Here is a 20,710-nt window from a genome sequence, read left to right on the forward strand (position 1 = left end):
TTCGGGAGCCGTCAACGTCGGGAGCGCACTAGCCTGAGTGCGTGACAGATCGCATCGAGGTAGCCGCCACTGAGCTGCGACCCCTGCTCGAAGAGTTCATCATGTGGGCGCGCGTCAACGCGCCCGACAGCGACCCCGAGCTCGTGGGACCCGCCGCCCTGTGGCACCGTCTCGCCTTCTCGCCGGACCCCGGCACCTGGAAGCGCGCCGACCTGCGCAACCTGCTGCTCGACCGCATGCCTGAGGTGGTGGAGGATCCCGACGCCGCCGCCGACGGGATGCTCCCGGCCGTGGACGCCTACCTCACGTTCCTCTCGCAGACCGGCAGGCTGACCGAGCGCTCCGACTCCCTCGCCGATCTGCAGGCCGAGCTCGACGACGTCGAGGACGAGTTCGTCGAGCTCATGGACGAGCTCGTCGAGGACGGTGACGACGCGGACGGCGACGGGGCCGACGGCGAGGAGGAGACCGGCGACCTCGGCGACTTCGAGCCGTTCGCCGACGAGCTCGCCGACCTCGACACCATCCGGCTGCGGCCCGACTCCGAGCTGGCCGCGGCCGCCCGGCAGGCCCCGCTCATCGCCAAGGCCCGCGACCTGGCCCTCTGGGTCGGCTCCGGCCGCCAGGTGGGCGAGGACACCCTGCTCAGCGACGCCGAGGTGGAGGAGGCGCTGGCCGCCGTCGGGCTGCCCCGGCCCGAGGCCGAGGGCCCGATCGCCGAGGTCGTGCCGCAGCTGTGGAACATCTGGAACCTCGCCGTGGACCTCGAGTTCCTGGAGCCGGGCGAGGGCAACACGGTCGCGGTCCAGGACGACACGGCCGAGTGGCCGTTCGACGACGACGAGGACGTCCTCGACGCCTGGATGCTCGGGCTCCACTCGGTCGACTACGGCGACCCCGAGCTGCCCGACGACGACCTGACCATGGCGCTGGCCGGTCTGACCCGCGGCGTGCTGGTGCGGCTGCTGCTGGCCGGCGGCTCGCGCGACCTCGACGAGCTGGCGCGCGAGCTGTCCGAGGCCGCCGCCGAGCTGGACGAGGAGCTCGGCGCCGACGCCTGGGAGGCCGCCGGCGACCCGCTCACGCCCGCCGTCGACTGGCTGGCCGGCTACGGCATGGTCGAGGTCGAGGGGCGCACGCTCAAGCTCACGCCGCTCGGCACCGAGGGCGTCGTCCACCTGGTGGACGACGCCGACATCGAGGTGGACGCCCGGCCCGCCATCGAGTCGATGAGCGCCCACGAGCTGCTGGCACTCAGCGCCGAGCTGCCCGAGGAGGAGGCCGACGCCGAGTTCGCCGCCTGGATGCGGCTGCGCGAGCCGGGCAAGGCCGCCGAGGAGCTGCTGGAGGCCGCGGCCGAGGACGAGAGCGACGCGCTCATCCGGGTGCAGGCGGCCAGCGTCGTCGGCACGCTGGGCGAGGCCGCGCTCCCGGCCTGGCAGGCGGCGCTCAAGCAGCCGTCGCTGCGGCCCTACGCGGCCACGCACCTCAGCCAGCTCAAGGTGGAGGGCGCTCCCGAGCCGACGCAGGACGACACCCACTGGCTCATCCTCGACATGTGGACGATCTCGGCCGGGCTCGGCCGTTCCGAGTTCGTGAGCAGCCTGCAGGACATCGGCCCCGAGATGGTCACCGAGCTGCTGGAGGTGATCTGGAAGATCCCGCACGCGCACGTGGAGGAGCTGCTGGACCTCATCTCCCAGGTGCACCCGGACAAGCAGATCGCCAAGGCGGCCCGGCGGGCGCTGTTCAAGGCCCGCTCGGTGTGACGTCACCGTCGAAAGCCCCCGCCGTTCCGCGGCGGGGGCTTTCTTCGCGGTACGGGCTGCGTGAACGCGAAAACGCTCCGGGCCAGAGGCGCCGGAGCGTTGATGAAGCAGACGTAGTCCCGACCGGATTCGAACCGGCGCTACCGCCTTGAGAGGGCGGCGTCCTGGGCCACTAGACGACGGGACCTTCGCGAGCTTGTGACAAGTCGGAGTCCCGACCGGATTCGAACCGGCGCTACCGCCTTGAGAGGGCGGCGTCCTGGGCCACTAGACGACGGGACCCTGTCCACAAGCTTTCGTCGCCGGATCTCCCCGGCGACGCAGGTAACTCTACCGCACCCCGCAGACCACAACCAAACCGCTTAACAGCGCTCCGGACGCCCCTTCCGAGGGTCAGGTGGTGAGCAGGCCACGCCGGTAGCCCTCGCTCACCGCGGCGGCCCGGTCGCGGACGTCGAGCTTGGCGTACACGTGCAGCAGGTGCGTCTTGACGCTGGCCTCGCTGATGAACAGCGCTGCCGCCGCCTCCTTGTTGGTCGCTCCCCCGGCCACCAGCCGCAGCACCTCCAGCTCGCGCCTGCTCAGGGTGCCTCTGGACGGTCTGCGTACCTGCTCGGCCAGCCGGCCGGCGACGGCGGGCGCGAGCACGGTCTCGCCCCGGTGCACGGCCAGCACCGCGCGTACCAGCTCGCCGGGCGGGGCGTCCTTGAGCAGGTAGCCGTGGGCGCCCGCCTCCAGCGCGGGCAGCACGTCGGTGTCGAACGTGGTCAGCACCAGCACCCGCGGGCCGGTGCCGGCGATGCGCCGGATGGCGGCGACGCCGTCCAGGCCGGGCATGCGCAGGTCCATCAGCACGACGTCGGGACGCAGCTCGGCGGCCAGGCGCACGGCCTGCTCCCCGTCGGCCGCCTCGCCCGCCAGCTCCAGGCCGGAGCCGGGGCCGAGGGCCGCGCGCAGGCCGTCGCGCACGATGGGGTGGTCGTCGGCGACCAGCACCCGCACGGGTGGCGTCATGAGTCCTCCCCTCCGCCCGCCATCGTCTCATCGGCCGGGCAGGGGTGAACTGCGGTGGATGGGGGCGGGACGGGGCGGGCGACGGTCAGGGCGGGGACGGCGGCGGCGAGCGCGGTGCCCGCGCCCGGCTGCGACTCGATCTCCAGGGTGCCGCCGGCGGCCCGGACCCGCTGCCGCATGCCGTCGAGCCCGAAGCCGTCAGTGGCCGCCTGCGGATCGAAACCGGCTCCGTCATCCCGGATGTCCAGGAGCACGAGATCGTCCGTGTACGACAGAGTCAGAGCCGCCCTGGTGGCTTCCGCGTGCTTGACGACGTTCGCCAGGGCCTCCTGGGCGACGCGGAACAGGGTGGCCTCCAGGTCGGCGGACAGCGCGACAGGCGTTCCGGTGATCTCGCAGGCCAGCGGCACCCCCGACATCCGCGACCAGGACGCGGCCATGCGCTCCAGCGCCTCCGGCAGGCTCGACCGCTCCAGCGGGCCGGGACGCAGCGCGCTCACCGACCGGCGGGCCTCGGCCAGCCCCTGCCGGGCCAGGGCGGTGGCCTGGCCGAGGTGGCGGCCGGACTCCTCGCCCGTCGTGACGGCGGCGGCGTCGAGCTGGCGGATCAGCGCGACGAGGTCCTGGGTCAGGGTGTCGTGCAGCTCGCCGGCCACCCGGTGCCGCTCGTCGCGTACGCCCGCGTGCCTGGCCTGGTCGAGCAGCCTGGCGTGCAGGGAGGCGTTCTCGTCCATGGCGGCGCGCAGGCGTTCGACGAGGCGGCGGCGTTTGTCGTGCTCGGCGGCGACGTACCAGCCGGCGACGGCCAGGGGCAGGGCGACGCCGGCGATCACGGTGAGCAGCGCGGCGCGGTCGCCGGGGGCCGCCTGGGCGGCCACGACGACGACGGCGGTGACCGTCACCCCGGCCATCACCAGCCGGGACGGCAGCAGCGCGAGGGCGAGCGGATAGCCGATCGCGGCGAACACCGCGAACGCGGCGTGCGCGGCCGTCAGCGTCCCGGCGAGGGCCACGAGGACGAGGTAGTGGCCGACGACGAGCACGGGACGCCGGTCGCGGCGCTGGTGCAGCCAGGCGAGCGGCGCGACCCACCCGGCGGCGGCCACGGCGAGCACCGGCCACACCGCGCCGGCGGACGGCCCCGAGAGCGACCACGACGCCGGCCACCAGGACGGCCACCAGGACGGCCACGAGGGCGACCACGGCAGCGACCATGACGGCGCCCACGAAGGAGCCCCCGGGTCGCCCTCGCTCGTGCCCGTGAGGGCGGCGGCGGTCGCGGAGATCGCGAGCAGCGCGTACGCGAGCCCCAGGAAGACCCACCGTTCGCGCCCGTCAAGCCGGCTCATGCCCTCCAGCCTGGCACGACATCAACCGATCGGTGGATACGCGGCCTCCACCGATCGCGGAGCCCGCCGGGCGATGTGGCGCCAGGTCCGCGCGGGCGACGATCGGGGACATGAGTGATCCCACACGAAGGAAGACGTTCCAGATGGCCACGGTCGCGGGCGCGCTCGGCGTCCAGGCGGCCGCCGTCGCGGGCGGGCCGCCCCGGCGGGGCAAGGAGGTGACCACGTTCGTCTTCGTGACCGGCTCGAACGGCGTGGCCTCCGCCGACCCCGAGCTGACCCTGCGCGGCCACCGCTCGGTGGGCGTGAGCCTGCCGGGGCACGGCCCGGAAGAGCAGTTCCACGTGGCCTACCAGGCCCCGCAGGACCTTGAGACGCTGGCGACCCTGCCCTCGCCGGTGACACAGGTGACGCTGGACGACTACGTGGCGGCCACGGTGGACACCGTACGCCGGGTCGCGCGGCACGGCAGGGTGGTGCTGGTGGGCGGCAGCCTCGGCGGCTCCACCGTCACGAAGGCCGCCGACGCCGTGCCCGACCTCGTCGACCTGCTGGTCTACGACGCCGCCTTCTGCTGCACGGAGCTGCGTTCCCCGGCCGAGTACCTGGAGACGCCGGAGAACGCGGGCAGCCTGGCCGGCAGCGTGCTCGGCGCGCTCGTCGGCGACCCCCGCGAGCTGGGCGCGATCCGGGTCAACTGGCGGACGAACGACCCGGAGTTCCTGGCGGCGGCGAAGGCCGCGTTCATGGCCGGCGGGACGGACGGCGAGCTGCTGGCCATGCTGAACACGCTGCTGCCCGACGAGAGCCTGCTGGTGTCCGGCGCGGACGCCCGTGGCCGCCCGCACGCCTGGGGGCGGGTGCCGCGTGTCTACATCCGGCACTCCCGCGACCGGGTGATCCCGATCGCGCTCCAGGACCGCATGATCAGGGAGGCGGACGCCGCCACGCCGGGCAACCGCTTCAAGGTCTTCACCGTGGACACCTCCCACGCCCCGACCCCGAAGGACTACCGCCAGATCACCGACATCCTGGACAAGCTGGCGCGGTGACGGGGCACGGCCTGCGGATCTGCGGCGACACGATCTATGGGTACGCCACGGTCGCGCGCCCGATCGAGCCCTGAGAAAAGGGTCTGAAAACAACGAAGGCGGGGGTCTCGATGAGACTCCCGCCGCAGGTGACGCCTTGCTGGGGTACCAGGACTCGAACCTAGACTAACTGAACCAGAATCAGTCGTGCTGCCAATTACACCATACCCCACCGCTGTCGCGAGCTCCGTGGAGCGCGCTTGGCGACGTCCGAAAGAATAGCCCAGCTCCGGGGGTAAGACCAAAACGATTGCCGGACGGGGTTCCCGCCGGGCGCGGCGGAGGCGCGGCCGTGCCAAGCTGTGGTGGACAAAACACCACGTGGAGGAGCCCGAGCTTTGGCAGAGAACCCCTTCTTCGCCCCCAGCACCCTGCCGTACGAGCTGCCGCCCTTCGCCGAGATCCGCGAGGAGCACTACCTGCCCGCCTTCCGGCGCGGCATGGCGGAGCAACTGGCGGAGGTCGAGGCGATCGCCGGCAGCACCGAGCCGCCGACGTTCGACAACACGATCGCCGCGCTCGAACGGTCGGGGCGCGTCCTCGACCGCACCGCCACGGCCTTCTTCAGCATCGCCTCCTCCAACTCCAGCGACGGCATCATGGAGATCGAGAAGGAGATCTCTCCCGAGCTGACCCGGCACAGCGACAGCATCCGGCTCGACCGGGCGCTGTGGGCGCGCATCAAGCAGGTCACGACCTCCGACCCGGAGGAGGCGTGGCTGCTGCAGAAGTACCGCGAGGACTTCATCAGGGCCGGCGCCGACCTGTCGGAGACCGAGCAGGCCCGGCTGCGCGAGCTCAACGAGGAGCTGTCGCGGCTGTCCACCGAGTTCGCGCAGGCGCTGCTCAAGGCGGCCACCGAGGCCGCGCTGGTGGTCGAGGACCCGGCCGAGCTGGACGGATTCGAGCAGTCCAGGATCGACTCGCTGCGGCAGGACGACGGCACGTACGCGCTGCCGCTGCTCAACTTCACCGCCCAGCCGGCGCTCTCCCAGCTCACGAACCGTGACGTGCGCCGCCGCCTGTTCGAGCTGAGCGTCGGCCGCGCGCCGGGCAACTTCGCGATCGCGGCCAGGATGGCGGCCCTGCGGGCGGAGCGGGCGGCGCTGCTCGGGTTCCCCGACCATGCCTCCTACGTGGTGGCCGACCAGACGGCCAAGACCGTCGAGGCGGTCGAGGAGATGCTCGGCCAGCTCGTCGGCCCGGCCGTGCGCAACGCCGGGCGGGAGGCCGAGGAGCTGGCCGGGCAGGCCGGGTTCCCGATCGAGCCGTGGGACTGGCCCTACTACTCCGAGCAGGTGCGCAAGGCCCGCTACGACTTCGACGACAGCGCGATGCGGCCGTACTTCGAGCTGGAGCGGGTCTACCGCGACGGCATCTTCTTCGCGGCCGGCAAGCTGTACGGCGTCACCTTCTCCGAGCGGCCCGACCTGGGCGGCTACCACCCGGACGTGAAGGTGTTCGAGGTGTTCGAGGAGGACGGCTCGGCGCTCGGGCTGTTCCTGCTGGACCCGTACGCGCGGGCGAACAAGCGCGGCGGGGCGTGGATGAACAACCTGGTGGACCAGTCGCTGCTGTTCGGGCTGCGGCCGGTGGTGCTGAACAACCTCAACGTCACCAAGCCCGCCTCGGGGCCGACGCTGCTCACCTACGACGAGGTCACGACGGCCTTCCACGAGTTCGGGCACGCCCTGCACGGCCTGTTCTCGCAGGTGCGCTTCCCGCGCGTGTCCGGCACCTCCGTGCCGCGCGACTTCGTCGAGTACCCCTCGCAGGTCAACGAGATGTGGGTGACCTGGCCCGAGGTGCTGGCCAACTACGCCAGGCACCACGAGACGGGCGAGCCGATGCCGGCCGAGCTGGTGGAGAAGCTGACGGCGGCCGAGAAGTTCAACCAGGGCTTCAAGACCGTCGAGTATCTGGCGGCCACGCTGCTCGACTGGGCCTGGCACCGGCTCGCGCCCGGCCAGGAGGTGGCGGACGCCGAGGCGTTCGAGGCGGCGGCGCTGGAGCGGGCCGGGATCGCCGTGCCGCAGGTCCGGCCGCGCTACCGCACCAACTACTTCGCGCACATCTTCGCCAGCGGCTACAGCGCCGGCTACTACTCCTACATCTGGAGCGAGGTGCTGGACGCCGAGAGCGTGGAGTGGTTCAAGGAGAACGGCGGGCTGCGCAGGGAGAACGGCGAGCACTTCCGCCGTGAGCTGCTGTCGCGGGGCGGCAGCCTCGACCCGCTGAGCGCCTTCCGCAGCTTCCGGGGGCGCGAGCCGCGCATCGAGCCGCTGCTGAAGCGCCGCGGCCTCGACTGACGCGCCACGGCCTGGACTGACGCCGGCCTGGACCGACGCCGGCCTGGACCGACGCCGGCCTGGACTGACGCCGGCCCGGGTCGGGCGGCCCACTTTCATGCGGGCCGCCCGACCGGGGCGGGTCAGACGCCGACGGCGCCGAGGCGGGCCAGGGCGGCGCGCAGGCGGTCCTGGGTGCGCTCGCGGCCCAGCACCTCGATCGACTCGAACAGCGGCAGGCCGACCGTGCGGCCGGTGAGGGCCACCCGCACCGGCGCCTGGGCCTTGCCCAGCTTGAGCCCGTGGGCCGCGCCGACCTCCTCCAGAGCCTCCTTCAGCGACTCGGTGTCCCAGCTCACCAGCTCCAGCCGCGCCAGATAGCCGGAGATGATCTCCACCGGGGAGTTCTTCATCGCCTTGTCCCAGGACGCCTGGTCGAACACCGGCTCGTCGAGGAAGAGGAAGTCGACGTTCTGCCGGATCTCCGACAGCACCCCGATGCGGGTCTGGGCGAGCGGCGCGACCTTGCTGAACAGCTCGCGGTCCCAGCCGTCCTCCAGGTAGGGGGCGCAGCGCTCCTCGAACGTCTCCAGCGGCAGCGCCCGGATGTACTCGCCGTTGAAGGCCCGCAGCTTCTTCTCGTCGAAGAACGCGCTGGAGGAGTTGACGTCCTCCAGCCGGAACAGCGGCACCATCTCCGACCACGGCATGATCTCGCGGTCCTCGCCGGGGCCCCAGCCGAGCAGCATGAGGTAGTTGACCATGGCCTCGGCGAGGTAGCCCTCGGCGCGGTAGTCCTCCAGGGCCACCTTGTCGCGGCGCTTGGACAGCTTCTTGCGCTGCTCGTTGACGATCACCGGCAGGTGCGCCCACACCGGCGGGTTGGCGCCCAGGGCGGGCCAGAGCAGCATCTGCTTGGCCGCGTTGCCCAGGTGCTCCTCGCCGCGTACGACGTGGGTGATGTTCTGGGTGATGTCGTCGACCGCGTTGGCCAGCACGTAGAGCGGCGAGCCGTCGGTGCGGGCGATGACGAAGTCCTCCTGGGCCTCGTTGGGGAACTCGACGTCGCCGCGGATGAGGTCGGACACGATGGTCACGCCCTCGTCGGGGGTGCGGAAGCGGACCGCGCCCTCGGTCAGGCCGCGCTCACGGCAGTGGCCGTCGTAGCCGCGGTGCTCGGAGCCGGTGCGGGCGACCAGCGCCTCGCGGGTGCAGTCGCAGTAGTAGGCGCGGCCGTCGGCCAGCAGCTTGGCCACGGCCTCGCGGTGCTGCGGCTCGTACGCCGACTGGAAGTAGGGGCCCTCGAAGGCCGGGTTGGTGCCGTTGACACCGATCCAGTCGAGCGCGGAGATGATGCCCTCGGTCCATTCCGGGCGGTTGCGCGTGGCGTCGGTGTCCTCGACGCGCAGCACGAAGCGCCCGCCGGACTGCTCGGCCAGCGCCCAGTTGAACAGCGCCGTGCGGGCGCCGCCGACGTGGAACATGCCGGTGGGGGACGGGGCGAACCTGACCCGTACGTCAGTCACGGGAGACCACCTTGTTCGTGAGTGTGCCGATGCCTTCGATGCCGACGCTGACCTCGTCGCCGACCTGGAGCGGGCCGACGCCGGCCGGCGTGCCGGTCAGGATGACGTCGCCGGGGATGAGCGTCATGACCGCGCTGACGTAGGCGACCAGCGCGGGGATGTCATGGATGAGCTGGGTGGTGCGGCCGCTCTGGCGCACCTCGCCGTTGACCGTGGTCGTGAGGGCCAGGTCGCTCGCGTCGAGGTCGGTCTGGATCCACGGCCCGAGCGGGCAGAAGGTGTCGAAGCTCTTGGCCCGGGTGAACTGCACGTCCTTCTTCTGCAGGTCGCGCGCGGTCACGTCGTTGGCGCAGGTGTAGCCGAAGATGACGTCCTTGACCCGCTCGACCGGGACCTCGCGGCACAGCCGGCCGATGACCACGGCCAGCTCGCCCTCGTAGTCGACGCGGTCGGACAGGTGGACCGGGTAGGCGATCTGCTCGCCGTGGCCGATCACCGAGGTGGAGGGCTTCATGAAGATGAGCGGCTCCTCGGGCACCTCGTTGCCCATCTCCGCGGCGTGCTCGGCGTAGTTTCTGCCGATGGCGACGACCTTGCTCGGCAGCATCGGGGCCAGCAGCTTGACCTGACTGAGCGGGTGGCGCTCGCCGGTGAACTGCACCTGGTTGAACGGGTGACCGGCGACGGTGGAGACGACCTCCTCGCCGGGGCCGCCCTCGACCACGCCGAACGACACGCCTTCGCCTGTGGAGAACCTCGCTATACGCACCCGTCCAGGCTATCGCCGCCGCCGCGGGAGTCCGTTCACCTGCCCCGCGCGGCTCCCGTGCGACGGGTTAGCCTGGACCCCTGACCTGCGCAGGGGCGCTGACGAGAGGGGTTTCCCATGTCCGTCGTGAAGATCAACGTGCTGACCGTGCCGGCCGCGATGCGGGAGGAGCTCGAACGCCGGTTCGCCGGCCGGGCGGGGATGGTGGAGTCCGCGGACGGGTTCGAGTGGTTCGAGCTGCTGCGGCCGGTGGACGGCACCGAGCGCTACCTCGTCTACACGCGCTGGCGGAGCGAGGAGGACTTCGAGGCGTGGCAGCGGAGCCAGGAGTTCGCCCGCGGCCACGCGCGGGCAGCCGCCGACGCCGAGGGCGCCTCGGGCCACGGGCACGGGCACGGTCACGGGCAGGGTCCCGCGGCCAGCGGGTCCGAGTTGTGGACGTTCGAGGTGGTGGAGAGCGCCACTCCCAAGGCGTAGCGGGCGGCTAACGAATCGGGCACTCGGCTTGACCGGATGATCGCGCACGCGAAAGCATGTCCCGCCTCAAGCTTGTGTGTCCGAGTTCGTGCTGAAAGGAACTGGCGTGCGCCGCCTCGCGATCCCTCTTGCCCTCACGCTCGCGCTCGGCGGCCTCGCGGGCACCCCCGCGCACGCGGCCACTCGGACGGGCGCCCAGGACGGCAAGGTGGCCCGGACCGCGGCGTGCCAGGGCGACTGGCTGCCCGGCTCGCCGACCGCCTCGGACGTCATGGGCGGCGAGATCTCGCTGGTGGGGCTGCCGGCGTACAAACTGGGTGAGAAGGTCGACTGGGCCGCGAGCCCGTACAAGAACCGCTCGTGGGAGTTCGTCTTCCAGTCGCTGCGCTGGCTGGGCACGCTCGTCGTCGAGTACGAGAACACCGGCGAGCGGCGCTACCTCGACCGCGCGACGGAGCTCGCCAAGGACTGGGTGGCGCACAACAAGTACGGCGCCCGCGGCACGAAGCCCTACGTCTGGAAGGACCACCCGGTCTCGCTGCGCACCCAGCCGCTGCTGTGCCTGAGCGAGCACGTCAAGGACTCCTGGCTGAAGGACAGCCTGGCGGTGCACGCCAAGCTCCTCGCCAACCCGGCCCTGTACAAGAAGGGCCACAACCACGGCATCGACCAGGACATCGCGCTCATGGGCATCGGCTGCCGCTACGGCCGCAAGGACTGGTCCGACCTGGCGTCCAGACGCCTGACCGGCACCGTGAAGCTGGACGTGGACAGCCAGGGCGCGCTGATGGAGCAGGCGCCCCGCTACGCGGTCTACGTCTACGGCCGCCTCCAGGTCGCGATGACGAACATGAAGTCCTGTGGCCGCAAGGTCCCCGGTGAGATCGCCAAGCGCGCCGAGGCGCTGAAGGACTTCATCGCGCACGCCACCATGCCGAACGGCTACATGGCGCCGCTCGGCGACGGCAGCGCCGAGACCGAGCCGAAGATGGAGACCGGCACGCCGAAGCAGAAGGTCAAGGTCTACCGGGCGGGCTACGTGTTCGGCCGGACGGCCTTCGACAAGCAGGACTCGGCGTACTACTCGATCAGGTTCGGGCCGGGGATGAAGTTCCACGGCCACGAGGACCACCTGGGCGTCACCTACTACGCGCAGGGCCGCGACATCCTCGTGGACGCCGGCTTCCACTCCTACGAGAAGAGCGCCTACCGCTACTGGACGCTCTCCCCCGAGGCGCACAACGTGCCGACGGTGGTGGGCGCGAAGTTCCGGCCGCGCACGTCCTCGCGGCTGACGAAGTCCTCGCTGGGCGACGACCGGCAGGCGTTCCGGGTGACGGACGACGCCTACGGCGTGAGCCGTACCAGGTCGGTGCTGGTCAACCACGGCGAGGACCTCATGGCGGTGCTCGACACCGCCTCGGGCGGCAAGCAGGTGAGGAACCTGTGGAGGTTCGACCCGTCGCTCAAGGTCGTCTCGAACGGCGGCGGCAAGGTCGTGCTCGCCGACGGCAAGTTCAAGGTCACGCTGCTGCAGCTCTCGCCGTCGTGCGCGAAGGTGAGCGGCCAGCGGGTGGAGCGCGGCGGGAAGCTCGGCTGGGTGTCGCCGACCTACCTGTCGAGGCAGGCGACCACGGTGGTGGTCTCGCCTGCGGCGAAGTCCCTGCTGACGGTGGTCGTGCCCGGGACGGACGCGCCGAAGGTGTCGTGCTCCGGCGGCAAGGTGACGGTCGAAGGGGTCTCCTTCTCCGCCCGCCTGCTCTGACCCTCTGCGGGGCCGCCTCCCTGCCTCAGCAGTCGCGGCCGGCGCGCAGCAGGCCGTAGGTGACCGCCTGCTCCAGCGCCTGCCAGGAGGCGTCGATGATGTTCTCGGCGACGCCGACGGTGGCCCACTCGCCGGTGTCGTCGCTGGTGGTGATGAGCACGCGGGTGACCGCGTCGGTGCCGTGGGTGTCCTCCAGGATGCGGACCTTGAAGTCGACCAGCTCGACCTTGGCCAGCTCGGGGTAGAGCTGCTCCAGGGCCAGCCGGACGGCCTTGTCGAGGGCGTTGACGGGGCCGTTGCCCTCGCCGGTCGCCACGATGCGCTCGCCCTTGGCGTGCACCTTGACGGTGGCCTCGCTGACCAGCTCGCCGCCCTTGGTGCGCTCGACGATGACCCGCCAGGACTCCACCTCGAAGTGGCGCTTGCGCTCGCCGGCGACGGTGTCGCGCAGCAGCAGCTCGAAGGAGGCGTCGGCGGCCTCGAAGGTGAAGCCCCGCGACTCCATCTCCTTCACCTGCTCGACCAGCGCCTTGGTGTGCTCGCCGGTCAGCTCGTAGCCCAGCTCGCGGCCCTTGAGCTCGACGGAGGCGCGGCCGGCCATGTCGGAGACCAGCATGCGCATGTCGTTGCCGACGGCGGCGGGGTCGATGTGCTGGTAGAGGTTGGGATCGACCTTGATGGCGCTGGCGTGCAGGCCGGCCTTGTGCGCGAAGGCGGACATGCCGACGTAGGGGGCGTGCGAGTTGGGGGTGACGTTGGTCACCTCGGTGATGGCGTGCGCGATGCGCGTCATGTCGGCGAGCGCGGCCTGCGGCACCAGGTCGAAGCCGCGCTTGAGCTGCAGGTTGGCGACGACGGTGAAGAGGTTGGCGTTGCCGGAGCGCTCGCCGTAGCCGTTGGCGCAGCCCTGCACGTGGGTGGCGCCGGCGCGGACCGCGGCGAGGGTGTTGGCGACCGCGCAGCCGGTGTCGTCGTGGCAGTGGATGCCGACCCTGGCCCCCGACTGGACGGCCTCGTGGACGACGTCGGCCAGCTCGTCGGGGAGCATGCCGCCGTTGGTGTCGCAGAGCGCGATGACGTCGGCGCCGGCCTCGGCGGCGGTGCGCAGCACCTCCAGCGCGTACGCGGGGTTGGACTTGTAGCCGTCGAAGAAGTGCTCGGCGTCGAGGAAGACCCGCTGGCCCTCCGCACGCAGGTGGGAGACCGTGTCGCGGATCATCGCGAGGTTCTCCTCCAGCGTGGTGCGGAGGGCCAGTTCGACATGCCGGTCGTGGCTCTTGGCCACAAGGGTCACGACGGGCGCGCCGGATTCGCGCAATGCGGCCACCAGTGGGTCGTCGGCGGCCTTCACCCCGGCCCGGCGGGTCGCGCCGAACGCGGCGAGCTGCGCGTGCTTCAGGTCGAGCTCGGTGCGGGCCCGCCTGAAGAACTCGGTGTCCTTGGGATTGGCTCCGGGCCAGCCGCCCTCGATGAAGCCCACGCCCAGTCCGTCCAGGTGACGCGCGACGGCGAGCTTGTCGGCGACGGTCAGGTTGAGCCCTTCCTGCTGCGCGCCGTCACGCAGGGTCGTGTCATATACGTGGAACCGGTCATCGGCCATGAGCTTCTTCCTTCTGGAGATCCCTGGAAAACAAAAAGACCCCTCACGGACGTGAGAGGTCTGCGCGCTGGCGGTGTCCCTGTGTCAGCCAGCGCGCCTGCCGATAATGAGCAGACCGTAGAACATGGTGCTCATCAGTCTGCCATACGTTTCCACCATTCGGCACAAGGATCTCACTGCTCGGACGCCTACACGGTGACGCCGACACCGCCCGTGATGGCACGCTCCAGTGCCTCGGGGTCGAACGCCTCGCCGCCCAGCAGCTTGCCGTCCAGCAGCAGCGTCGGGGTGCCCTCCAGCCGGACCTTCGCGGTCTCGGCCAGGTGCGACTCGGCGTAGGACTGGTCGCGTACGCAGGTGTCCACCTGGGCGCCCGCCTTCCTGGCGGCCTGGACCAGCTCCTCGACGGTGAAGCCCGAGGCCTCGCCGTGCGGGGCGGGCTGGATGGCGTACAGCTCGTCGCGGAAGGCCAGCCAGCTCGACTCGGGGACGCAGCGCGCGGCCGCGGCGGCGCGGACGGAGTTGGAGCGCATGGGCTCGTCGAGGAAGATCGTCACGGCGTGGAAGACGACCTTGACCTTGCCCGCGCGGGCCAGCCGCTGGATCGTCGGGTCCACCTTGGCATGCATGTCCTTGCAGACCGGGCAGTCAAAATCTTCGTAAACGTCCAGGACGGGGGCGTCACCGCCGCGGTTCGCCAGCACCATGGACCCGTCGAGCTGACGGGTCAGCCGCACCTCCGCGGAGCTCTCTCCCGGCTCGGAGAACGCCAGCACACCGAGCATCGCGATCACCGCGCACGCGACCGCGACCGCCACCAACCGCTTCATACATTCGCCCACTCTCAGCTTGTCGATCGCGCAGACCCTACCGGAACGGCAACAATGGCCGTATGAAGGCCGACCTCCTGAGCCCCGCCGTGGCGCGCTACGTGTACGAGCACTCGACCAAGCCCGACCCCCTGCTGGAGCGGCTGGCCCGGGAGACCATGGAGGTCACCGGCGACAGCGCGGGGATGCAGATCTCCCCCGACCAGGGCACGTTCCTCACGATGATCACCCAAATCATGGCTCCGCAGGTGGCCGTGGAGGTGGGCACGTTCACCGGCTACTCGTCGATCTGCATCGCCCGGGGCCTGCGCGGCGGCCGGCTGCACTGCTTCGACGTGAGCGAGAAGTGGACGTCGATCGCGCGCCGCTACTGGGCGGAGGCCGGGGTGGCCGACCGGGTGACGCTCACCCTGGGCCCGGCGCTCGACACCCTCGCCGGCTTCGACCAGACCGTCGACCTGGCCTTCGTGGACGCCGACAAGGGCAACTACCCCGGCTACTACGAGCTGCTGATCGAGCGCATGCGGCCGGGCGGGCTGCTCATCGCCGACAACACGCTGCGCCGCGGGCACGTGGCCGACCCGTCCCGCGACGAGCCGACCACGGTGGAGATCCGCCGGTTCAACGACCTGGTGATCGAGGACCCGCGGGTGAGCGTGCTCATGCTGCCGGTCGCCGACGGCATGACGCTGGTCACCAAGCACTGAGACGGGGCCGCGGGCCCGCCTCGGTCAGGCGATCTTGTGGATCCAGCCGTGCGCGTCGGGGCGGGCGCCGTACTGGATGCCGACCAGCTCCTCGCGCACCCGCATGGTCACCGGGCCGGGCGTGCCGTCGGCGACCGTCCAGGCCCGGTCGGCGCCCTTGACCGAGCCGACCGGGGTCACCACGGCGGCCGTGCCGCAGGCGAAGACCTCGGTCAGCTCGCCCGACTCGCACGCCGACTGCCACTCGTCGACCGAGATGAGCCGCTCCTCGGTCTCCAGGCCGAGGTCGCCGGCCAGCTCCAGGATCGACTCGCGGGTGATGCCGGGGAGCAGGGTGCCGGTCAGCGCGGGCGTGACGAGCTTGTTGCCGAAGACGAAGAACAGGTTCATGCCGCCCATCTCCTCGACGTACTCGTGGGACTGGGCGTCCAGCCACACGACCTGGTCGCAGCCGTTCTCGACGGCCTGGCGCTGGGCGACGAAGGCGGCGGCGTAGTTGCCACCGCACTTGGCGAACCCGGTGCCGCCGGGCGCGGCCCGGGTGTACTCGGTGGACAGCCACACGGAGACGGGCTTGACGCCGCCGCTGAAGTACGACGCCGCCGGCGAGGCGATGACCATGTACGAGTAGGTCCTGGACGGGTAGTTGACGCCGAGCCCCGCCTGCGTGGCGATCATGAAGGGCCGCAGGTAGAGGCTGTGCCCCTCGGTGGTCGGCACCCACTCCTCGTCGGTGCGGACGAGGAGTTCGAGCGACTCGACGAACGTCTCCTCGGGCAGCTCGGGCATGGCCATGCGGGCGGCCGAGCGGTTGAAGCGGGCGGCGTTGGCGTACGGGCGGAACATCACGATGGAGCCGTTGGCCTGCCGGTACGCCTTCAGGCCCTCGAACAGCTCCTGCGCGTAGTGGAAGACCGCGGTGGCCGGGTCGAGCGAGAGCGGCCCGTACGGCGCCAGCCGGGCGTCGTGCCAGCCACGGCCCTCGGTGTAGTCGATGGCGATCATGTGATCGGTGAAGGACTGCCCGAATCCGGGGTTCGTCAGTACCTGCTCCCGCTCGGCCGCGGTGCGAGCGTGGTCGGATAGCTGCACGTCGAAGCTGAGCTTCTGAGCGATGGTCATGACGCCGGTCCTTCTCTCTGCGATTTCGCGAAAATCTACCGAATCCTGAGGGTCCGTGGACCCGCAACTGCGCGGCAGTGCTGCCCGAAGGCAGCTAGTACTTCCTATTGTCTCGCTATATGGGATGACAAGCTGCCATTGGGCGATTCGGCCGCTCTGGACAGCAAAAAGCGCCTGGCGATCCGGGTGCGGACCGCCAGACGCGTGGGGAGGCTAGGCGGCCCTAGCTGGATACGCGCGCGGTGATGTCGTCGCCGATCTGCGACGTGGTGCGGCCGGTCCAGCCGGTCAGCCGCTCGACGATGTCGTCGGCGACCGCCTGCTCGACCTTGGCGGCCTCGGCGCTCAGGCCCAGGTGGTCGAGGAGCATGGCGACCGACAGGATGGTGGCGGTCGGGTCGGCCTTGCCCTGGCCCGCGATGTCGGGGGCGCTGCCGTGCACCGGCTCGAACATGCTGGGCGCCGTGCGCTCGGGGTTGATGTTGCCGCTCGCGGCCAGGCCGATGCCGCCCGCGATGGCCGCGCCGAGGTCGGTGATGATGTCGCCGAACAGGTTGTCGGTGACGACGACGTCGAAACGCCCCGGCTGGGTCACGAAGAACATCGACGCCGCGTCGATGTGGCAGTAGTCGGTGCTGACCTCGGGGTATTCCTCGGCCACCCGGTTGACCGTGCGCTGCCACAGGTCGCCGGCGAAGGTGAGGACGTTGGTCTTGTGGACCAGCGTCAGCTTCTTGCGCGGGCGGCTCTGGGCCTTGTCGAAGGCGTAGCGGACGACGCGCTCGACGCCGTAGGCGGTGTTGAGCGACTCCTGGGTGGCGATCTCGTGCGGGGTGCCGCGCCGCATGGCGCCGCCAGTGCCCGCGTAGAGGCCCTCGGTGCCCTCGCGGACCACGATCATGTCGATGTCCTCGGCCGCGGTGTCGGCCAGCGGGGTCTCGACGCCGGGGAAGAGCTTGACCGGACGCAGGTTGACGTAGTGGTCGAACTCGAAGCGCAGCCGCAGCAGCAGGTCGCGCTCCAGGATGCCCGGGGGCACGCTCGGGTCGCCGACCGCGCCGAGCAGGATCGCGTCGTAGCCGCGCAGCTCCTGCAGCACCGAGTCGGGCAGCGTCTCGCCGGTGCGGTGGTATCGCGCCGCGCCCAGGTCGTAGTGCGTGGGCTCGATCTTCGTGCCGACGGCTTCGAGGACCTTGAGCCCTTCGGTGACGACCTCGGTGCCGATGCCATCGCCGGGGATGACGGCCAAGCGGATGTTACGCGACTCCATGCCGGTACCTTACCGGCTCGTCTCGCCTGACGAACACCCGGTCTCATTTTTCGGACTGATCCAGGAAACGTCCGATTTGAGAAGATTGCGATCTTTTGACCGATTCGTTAACGTCCGTGCCCTGCCTAATCCACGCGGCGGTTCGCGTGGAGCCGGGGACCCACTCTCCCCCTGGGGCGAATCGGCATGCGCCGTAGGGCTGCTTCCAAGCCCGAGCCCGTCAGCTAACCCGGTCGGCCGTATGGAAGGACAGTCCCCTGTCTCGCATCGCCATTCTCGTGGCGGCGGGCGCGACCGGCCTCGCCGTGCTCGCCTCCCCTGCCCAGGCAACCACCCCCGACAAGGAATCCACCCCCGCACAGGCGTCCAACCCCGTACAGGCGTCCAAGCCCGACCAGGCGTCCAACCCCGCACAGGCGTCCAAGCCCGACCGCGCGCCCAAGACCGACACCATCGACGAGCGCGCGCTCACCACCACGCTCACCGGCCCGGAACTCAAGAAGATCCGCGACAAGCAGAGCAGACCCGCGTGGAAGATCGCGCTGAAGTTCGCCCTGAAAAAACAGGGCATCCCGTACCTGTGGGGCGGGACCGGCAATGGCGGGTACGACTGCTCGGGGCTCATGCTCCGGGCCTACCAGAAGGCGGGGATCCAGTTGCCCCGCGTCACCACGGACCAGTACGCGGCGTTCGACAAGAAGGTCTCCTGGAACAACCTCAAGCCCGGCGACCTGGCCTTCTTCAGCAACCTCGGCCACGTCGGGATGATCTCCCGGCCCGGCTACATGGTGCACGCGCCCCGCACCGGCGACGTCATCAAGGAGGAGAAGCTGTCGAGCTGGCGCAGGAGCGCCTTCGTCGGCGCCGTCCGGCCCGACCGCAAGGGCGTGCGGCAGTGGGCGGAGCGGCAGAAGGAGCCGGCGCCGCCCATGCCCGTCGCGTCGGTGCTCTGACCGGCGTGTCCGACGTGAGCCGGGGCCCTACCGGCCGGAATCCTGCGGGGCGCCGCCGTTGTCACGGCGGTCCAGCGCGGTCTGCAGGGCCTCGGCGGCCTCGTCCTTGTGGTCCTCGGCACGGTTCCAGGCATACATCTCGTACATGGTTGTCTCATTTCGCGAGAAGGCGTTACTGAGGGAGGGACTTACCGGCCGACGCGACGCCGTTCACCGCGGCGAGTCGCCGACCTGCCCTAACAGGCCTCGCCGCGGCAGGTAATGAGTACGAGCACCTGGCGCATGTGCTTCCACGTTAACCGAGGAATCTCGTTGGATGTCCTAGCATCCCGCATGCTGAGACAACGAAAAGCCGCCGCCCGGTCCGGGCGGCGGCCTTCGCGCGAGGCGGGGAGTGTCAGTCCTCCAGGTCCACCGAGCGGCCGCTCTCGGCGCCGATCTCGGCCACGATCTGGTCGACGATGTCGGCCGGGATCGCCGAGTCGACGGTCAGCGCGATGAGCGCCTTGCCGCCCTTGACGTCTCGGGCCACCTGCATGGAGGCGATGTTGACGCCGTGCTCGCCGAGCAGGCGGCCGACCACGCCGACGATGCCGGGACGGTCGGCGTAGGTGAAGAACGCGAGGTGCGCCGTCGGCTCGATCTCCATCTCGTAGCCGTTGACCTCGACGATCTTTGTGATCTGGCGGGGCCCGGACAGCGTGCCCGACACCGAGACCTGGCGGCCGTCGGCCAGCACGCCGCGGACGGTCACCACGTTGCGCCAGTCGGGGCTGTCGGGGCTGGTGATCAGCTCGACGGCGACACCGCGGTCCTTGGCCAGCAGCGGCGCGTTGACGTAGGTGACCTGCTCCTCGATCACGTCGGCGAAGACGCCCTTGAGCGCGGCCAGCTCGATGACCCGCACGTCCTGGGAGGCGATCTCGCCGCGCACCTCGACGTCGAGCTTGGTGGCGACCTCGCCGGCCAGCGCGGTGAAAACCCGGCCGAGCTTCTCGGCCAGCGGCAGACCCGGCTTGACGTCCTCGGCCACCGCGCCGCCCTGGACGTTGACCGCGTCCGGCACGAACTCGCCCGCGAGCGCCAGCTTCACGCTCCGCGCGACCTGGGTGCCGGCCTTCTCCTGGGCCTCGTGGGTGGAGGCGCCGAGGTGCGGGGTGACGACGACCTGGTCGAGCTCGAACAGCGGGCTGTCGGTGCAGGGCTCCTTGGCGAAGACGTCGAGGCCGGCGCCGGCGACGCGGCCCTCCTTGATCGCGGAGTAGAGCGCGGCCTCGTCCACGATGCCGCCGCGGGCGACGTTGACGATGCGCACGCTCGACTTGACCTTGTGCAGCGCCTCGTCGCCGATGAGCCCGAGGGTCTCCTTGGTCTTCGGCAGGTGCACGGTGATGAAGTCGGCCTGCTTGAACACCTCGTCGAGGCTCACCAGCTTGACGCCGAGCTGCGCGGCGCGGGCCGGCGGCAGGTAGGGGTCGTAGGCGATGATCTCGACGCCGAACGGCTGCAGCCGCTGCGCCACGAGCTGGCCGATCTTGCCGAAGCCGAGGATGCCGACGACCTTCTCGTCCAGCTCGACGCCGGTGTACTTGGACCGCTTCCACTCGCCGTTCTTCAGCGCGGCGTGAGCCTGGGCGGTGTTGCGCGCGCTGGCCAGGATGAGGGCGACGGTCTGCTCGGCGGCGCTGGTGATGTTGGAGGTCGGCGCGTTGACGACCATGACACCGGCCTTGGTGGCCGCCTCGACGTCGACGTTGTCGAGCCCGACGCCCGCGCGGGCGACCACGCGCAGCTTGGGCGCCGCGGCGATGGCCTCGGCGTCGACCTGCGTGGCGGAGCGCACGATGAGGGCGTCCACGTCGGCGAGGGCGGGCAGGAGCTGGGAACGGTCGGCGCCGTCGGTGTGGCGGACCTCGAAATCGGCGCCGAGAACGGCGAGGCCGGCTTCGGACAGCTCCTCAGCGACCAGTACGACGGGCTTGTTCACAGGTGGATCCTTAGGGGCTTCCGGCGAGTCATGAGGGGGACACGTCCATGGATCCCCCGGCGGTCTTAACGAGTCTAACCGGCGCTTGTGAACGCTTTCACGAAGGACCCACCATGTGAGACGGCGGGCGGCTACCCGGCAGAGGACAAAGTCACCCATCTCGGGGCCATCTTCGTCTTGATCGGGAGATTTA

General features: G+C 70.7%; 16 protein-coding genes, 3 tRNA genes and 1 riboswitch. Of the genes, 7 read left to right on the top strand and 12 right to left on the bottom strand.

Annotated features, from left to right (window positions below):
- Positions 1–41: 41 nt before the first annotated feature.
- Positions 42–1,769, top strand: coding sequence for a hypothetical protein (locus tag BMW85_RS07260; RefSeq protein ID WP_091078423.1), 1,728 nt, complete (start codon positions 42–44; stop codon positions 1,767–1,769).
- A gap of 114 nt (positions 1,770–1,883) precedes the next feature.
- Here BMW85_RS07260 and BMW85_RS07265 read toward each other — a convergent pair.
- The 4 genes from BMW85_RS07265 to BMW85_RS07280 all read right to left on the bottom strand — a co-directional run bounded on the left by BMW85_RS07265 (position 1,884) and on the right by BMW85_RS07280 (position 4,132).
- Positions 1,884–1,956, bottom strand: a tRNA-Glu gene (locus tag BMW85_RS07265).
- Positions 1,957–1,978: 22 nt separating this feature from the next.
- Positions 1,979–2,051, bottom strand: a tRNA-Glu gene (locus BMW85_RS07270).
- 111 nt (positions 2,052–2,162) lie between these two features.
- Complete coding sequence (locus BMW85_RS07275; protein ID WP_091078425.1) at positions 2,163–2,783, bottom strand: response regulator; 621 nt, start codon at positions 2,781–2,783, stop codon at positions 2,163–2,165.
- The gene (locus tag BMW85_RS07280) at positions 2,780–4,132 is read right to left on the bottom strand and encodes a sensor histidine kinase (RefSeq protein WP_091078427.1); all 1,353 of its coding nucleotides are present in this window, start codon (positions 4,130–4,132) and stop codon (positions 2,780–2,782) included. The genes BMW85_RS07275 and BMW85_RS07280 overlap by 4 nt, the downstream gene beginning before the upstream one ends.
- 110 nt (positions 4,133–4,242) lie before the next feature.
- Here BMW85_RS07280 and BMW85_RS07285 point away from each other — a divergent pair, with 110 nt between their 5' ends.
- Entirely contained in the window at positions 4,243–5,184 is a 942-nt protein-coding gene (locus tag BMW85_RS07285) for an alpha/beta hydrolase (RefSeq protein ID WP_245774668.1), read from the top strand.
- Between the two features lie 139 nt (positions 5,185–5,323).
- Here the strand turns inward: BMW85_RS07285 and BMW85_RS07290 are convergent.
- A tRNA-Gln gene (locus tag BMW85_RS07290) sits at positions 5,324–5,395 on the bottom strand.
- A 166-nt stretch (positions 5,396–5,561) separates the two neighbouring features.
- Between BMW85_RS07290 and BMW85_RS07295 the strand changes: the two genes are divergently transcribed.
- The gene (locus tag BMW85_RS07295) at positions 5,562–7,532 is read left to right on the top strand and encodes a M3 family metallopeptidase (RefSeq protein ID WP_091078432.1); all 1,971 of its coding nucleotides are present in this window, start codon (positions 5,562–5,564) and stop codon (positions 7,530–7,532) included.
- A 122-nt stretch (positions 7,533–7,654) separates the two neighbouring features.
- Here BMW85_RS07295 and gltX read toward each other — a convergent pair whose 3' ends face one another.
- Together gltX and BMW85_RS07305 are read right to left on the bottom strand one after the other, a co-directional pair.
- On the bottom strand, positions 7,655–8,995 hold the full coding sequence (gltX, locus tag BMW85_RS07300; protein WP_245774692.1) for a glutamate--tRNA ligase: 1,341 nt from the start codon (positions 8,993–8,995) through the stop codon (positions 7,655–7,657).
- A gap of 34 nt (positions 8,996–9,029) precedes the next feature.
- The gene (locus BMW85_RS07305) at positions 9,030–9,806 is read right to left on the bottom strand and encodes a fumarylacetoacetate hydrolase family protein (RefSeq protein WP_091078436.1); all 777 of its coding nucleotides are present in this window, start codon (positions 9,804–9,806) and stop codon (positions 9,030–9,032) included.
- Between the two features lie 117 nt (positions 9,807–9,923).
- Here BMW85_RS07305 and BMW85_RS07310 point away from each other — a divergent pair, with 117 nt between their 5' ends.
- Together BMW85_RS07310 and BMW85_RS07315 are read left to right on the top strand one after the other, a co-directional pair.
- Positions 9,924–10,283, top strand: coding sequence for an antibiotic biosynthesis monooxygenase family protein (locus tag BMW85_RS07310; RefSeq protein WP_091078439.1), 360 nt, complete (start codon positions 9,924–9,926; stop codon positions 10,281–10,283).
- A gap of 106 nt (positions 10,284–10,389) precedes the next feature.
- The gene (locus BMW85_RS07315) at positions 10,390–12,048 is read left to right on the top strand and encodes a heparinase II/III domain-containing protein (protein WP_245774669.1); all 1,659 of its coding nucleotides are present in this window, start codon (positions 10,390–10,392) and stop codon (positions 12,046–12,048) included.
- A gap of 25 nt (positions 12,049–12,073) precedes the next feature.
- On the opposite strand, the gene cimA is transcribed toward BMW85_RS07315, so the two are convergent.
- Together cimA and BMW85_RS07325 are read right to left on the bottom strand one after the other, a co-directional pair.
- Complete coding sequence (gene cimA / locus BMW85_RS07320) at positions 12,074–13,648, bottom strand: citramalate synthase (RefSeq protein ID WP_091078442.1); 1,575 nt, start codon at positions 13,646–13,648, stop codon at positions 12,074–12,076.
- Positions 13,649–13,836: 188 nt separating this feature from the next.
- On the bottom strand, positions 13,837–14,478 hold the full coding sequence (locus tag BMW85_RS07325) for a DsbA family protein (protein WP_091078443.1): 642 nt from the start codon (positions 14,476–14,478) through the stop codon (positions 13,837–13,839).
- 62 nt (positions 14,479–14,540) lie between these two features.
- Between BMW85_RS07325 and BMW85_RS07330 the strand changes: the two genes are divergently transcribed.
- Positions 14,541–15,185 carry an O-methyltransferase gene (locus BMW85_RS07330; RefSeq protein WP_091078446.1) on the top strand — a complete coding sequence of 215 codons (645 nt, stop codon included), beginning with the start codon at positions 14,541–14,543 and terminating at the stop codon, positions 15,183–15,185.
- 24 nt (positions 15,186–15,209) lie between these two features.
- Here BMW85_RS07330 and BMW85_RS07335 read toward each other — a convergent pair whose 3' ends face one another.
- Both BMW85_RS07335 and BMW85_RS07340 read right to left on the bottom strand, forming a co-directional pair.
- Positions 15,210–16,307, bottom strand: a complete 1,098-nt coding sequence (locus BMW85_RS07335; RefSeq protein ID WP_091078449.1) for a branched-chain amino acid aminotransferase — start codon at positions 16,305–16,307, stop codon at positions 15,210–15,212.
- A gap of 223 nt (positions 16,308–16,530) precedes the next feature.
- Positions 16,531–17,577: a 3-isopropylmalate dehydrogenase gene (locus tag BMW85_RS07340; RefSeq protein ID WP_091078451.1), complete on the bottom strand. Its 1,047-nt coding sequence runs from the start codon at positions 17,575–17,577 to the stop codon at positions 16,531–16,533.
- A gap of 112 nt (positions 17,578–17,689) precedes the next feature.
- Positions 17,690–17,831: riboswitch (cyclic di-AMP (ydaO/yuaA leader) on the top strand.
- Between the two features lie 24 nt (positions 17,832–17,855).
- Between BMW85_RS07340 and BMW85_RS07345 the strand changes: the two genes are divergently transcribed.
- A complete protein-coding gene (locus tag BMW85_RS07345) occupies positions 17,856–18,530 on the top strand; it encodes a C40 family peptidase (RefSeq protein WP_091078453.1) in 675 nt (224 codons plus the stop codon).
- Between the two features lie 397 nt (positions 18,531–18,927).
- Here BMW85_RS07345 and serA read toward each other — a convergent pair whose 3' ends face one another.
- Positions 18,928–20,517 carry a phosphoglycerate dehydrogenase gene (serA, locus tag BMW85_RS07350; RefSeq protein ID WP_091078456.1) on the bottom strand — a complete coding sequence of 530 codons (1,590 nt, stop codon included), beginning with the start codon at positions 20,515–20,517 and terminating at the stop codon, positions 18,928–18,930.
- Positions 20,518–20,710: the final 193 nt, after the last annotated feature.

It is taken from the genome of Nonomuraea wenchangensis, from assembly GCF_900111685.1.
In the GTDB taxonomy this organism is placed as follows: domain Bacteria; phylum Actinomycetota; class Actinomycetes; order Streptosporangiales; family Streptosporangiaceae; genus Nonomuraea; species Nonomuraea wenchangensis.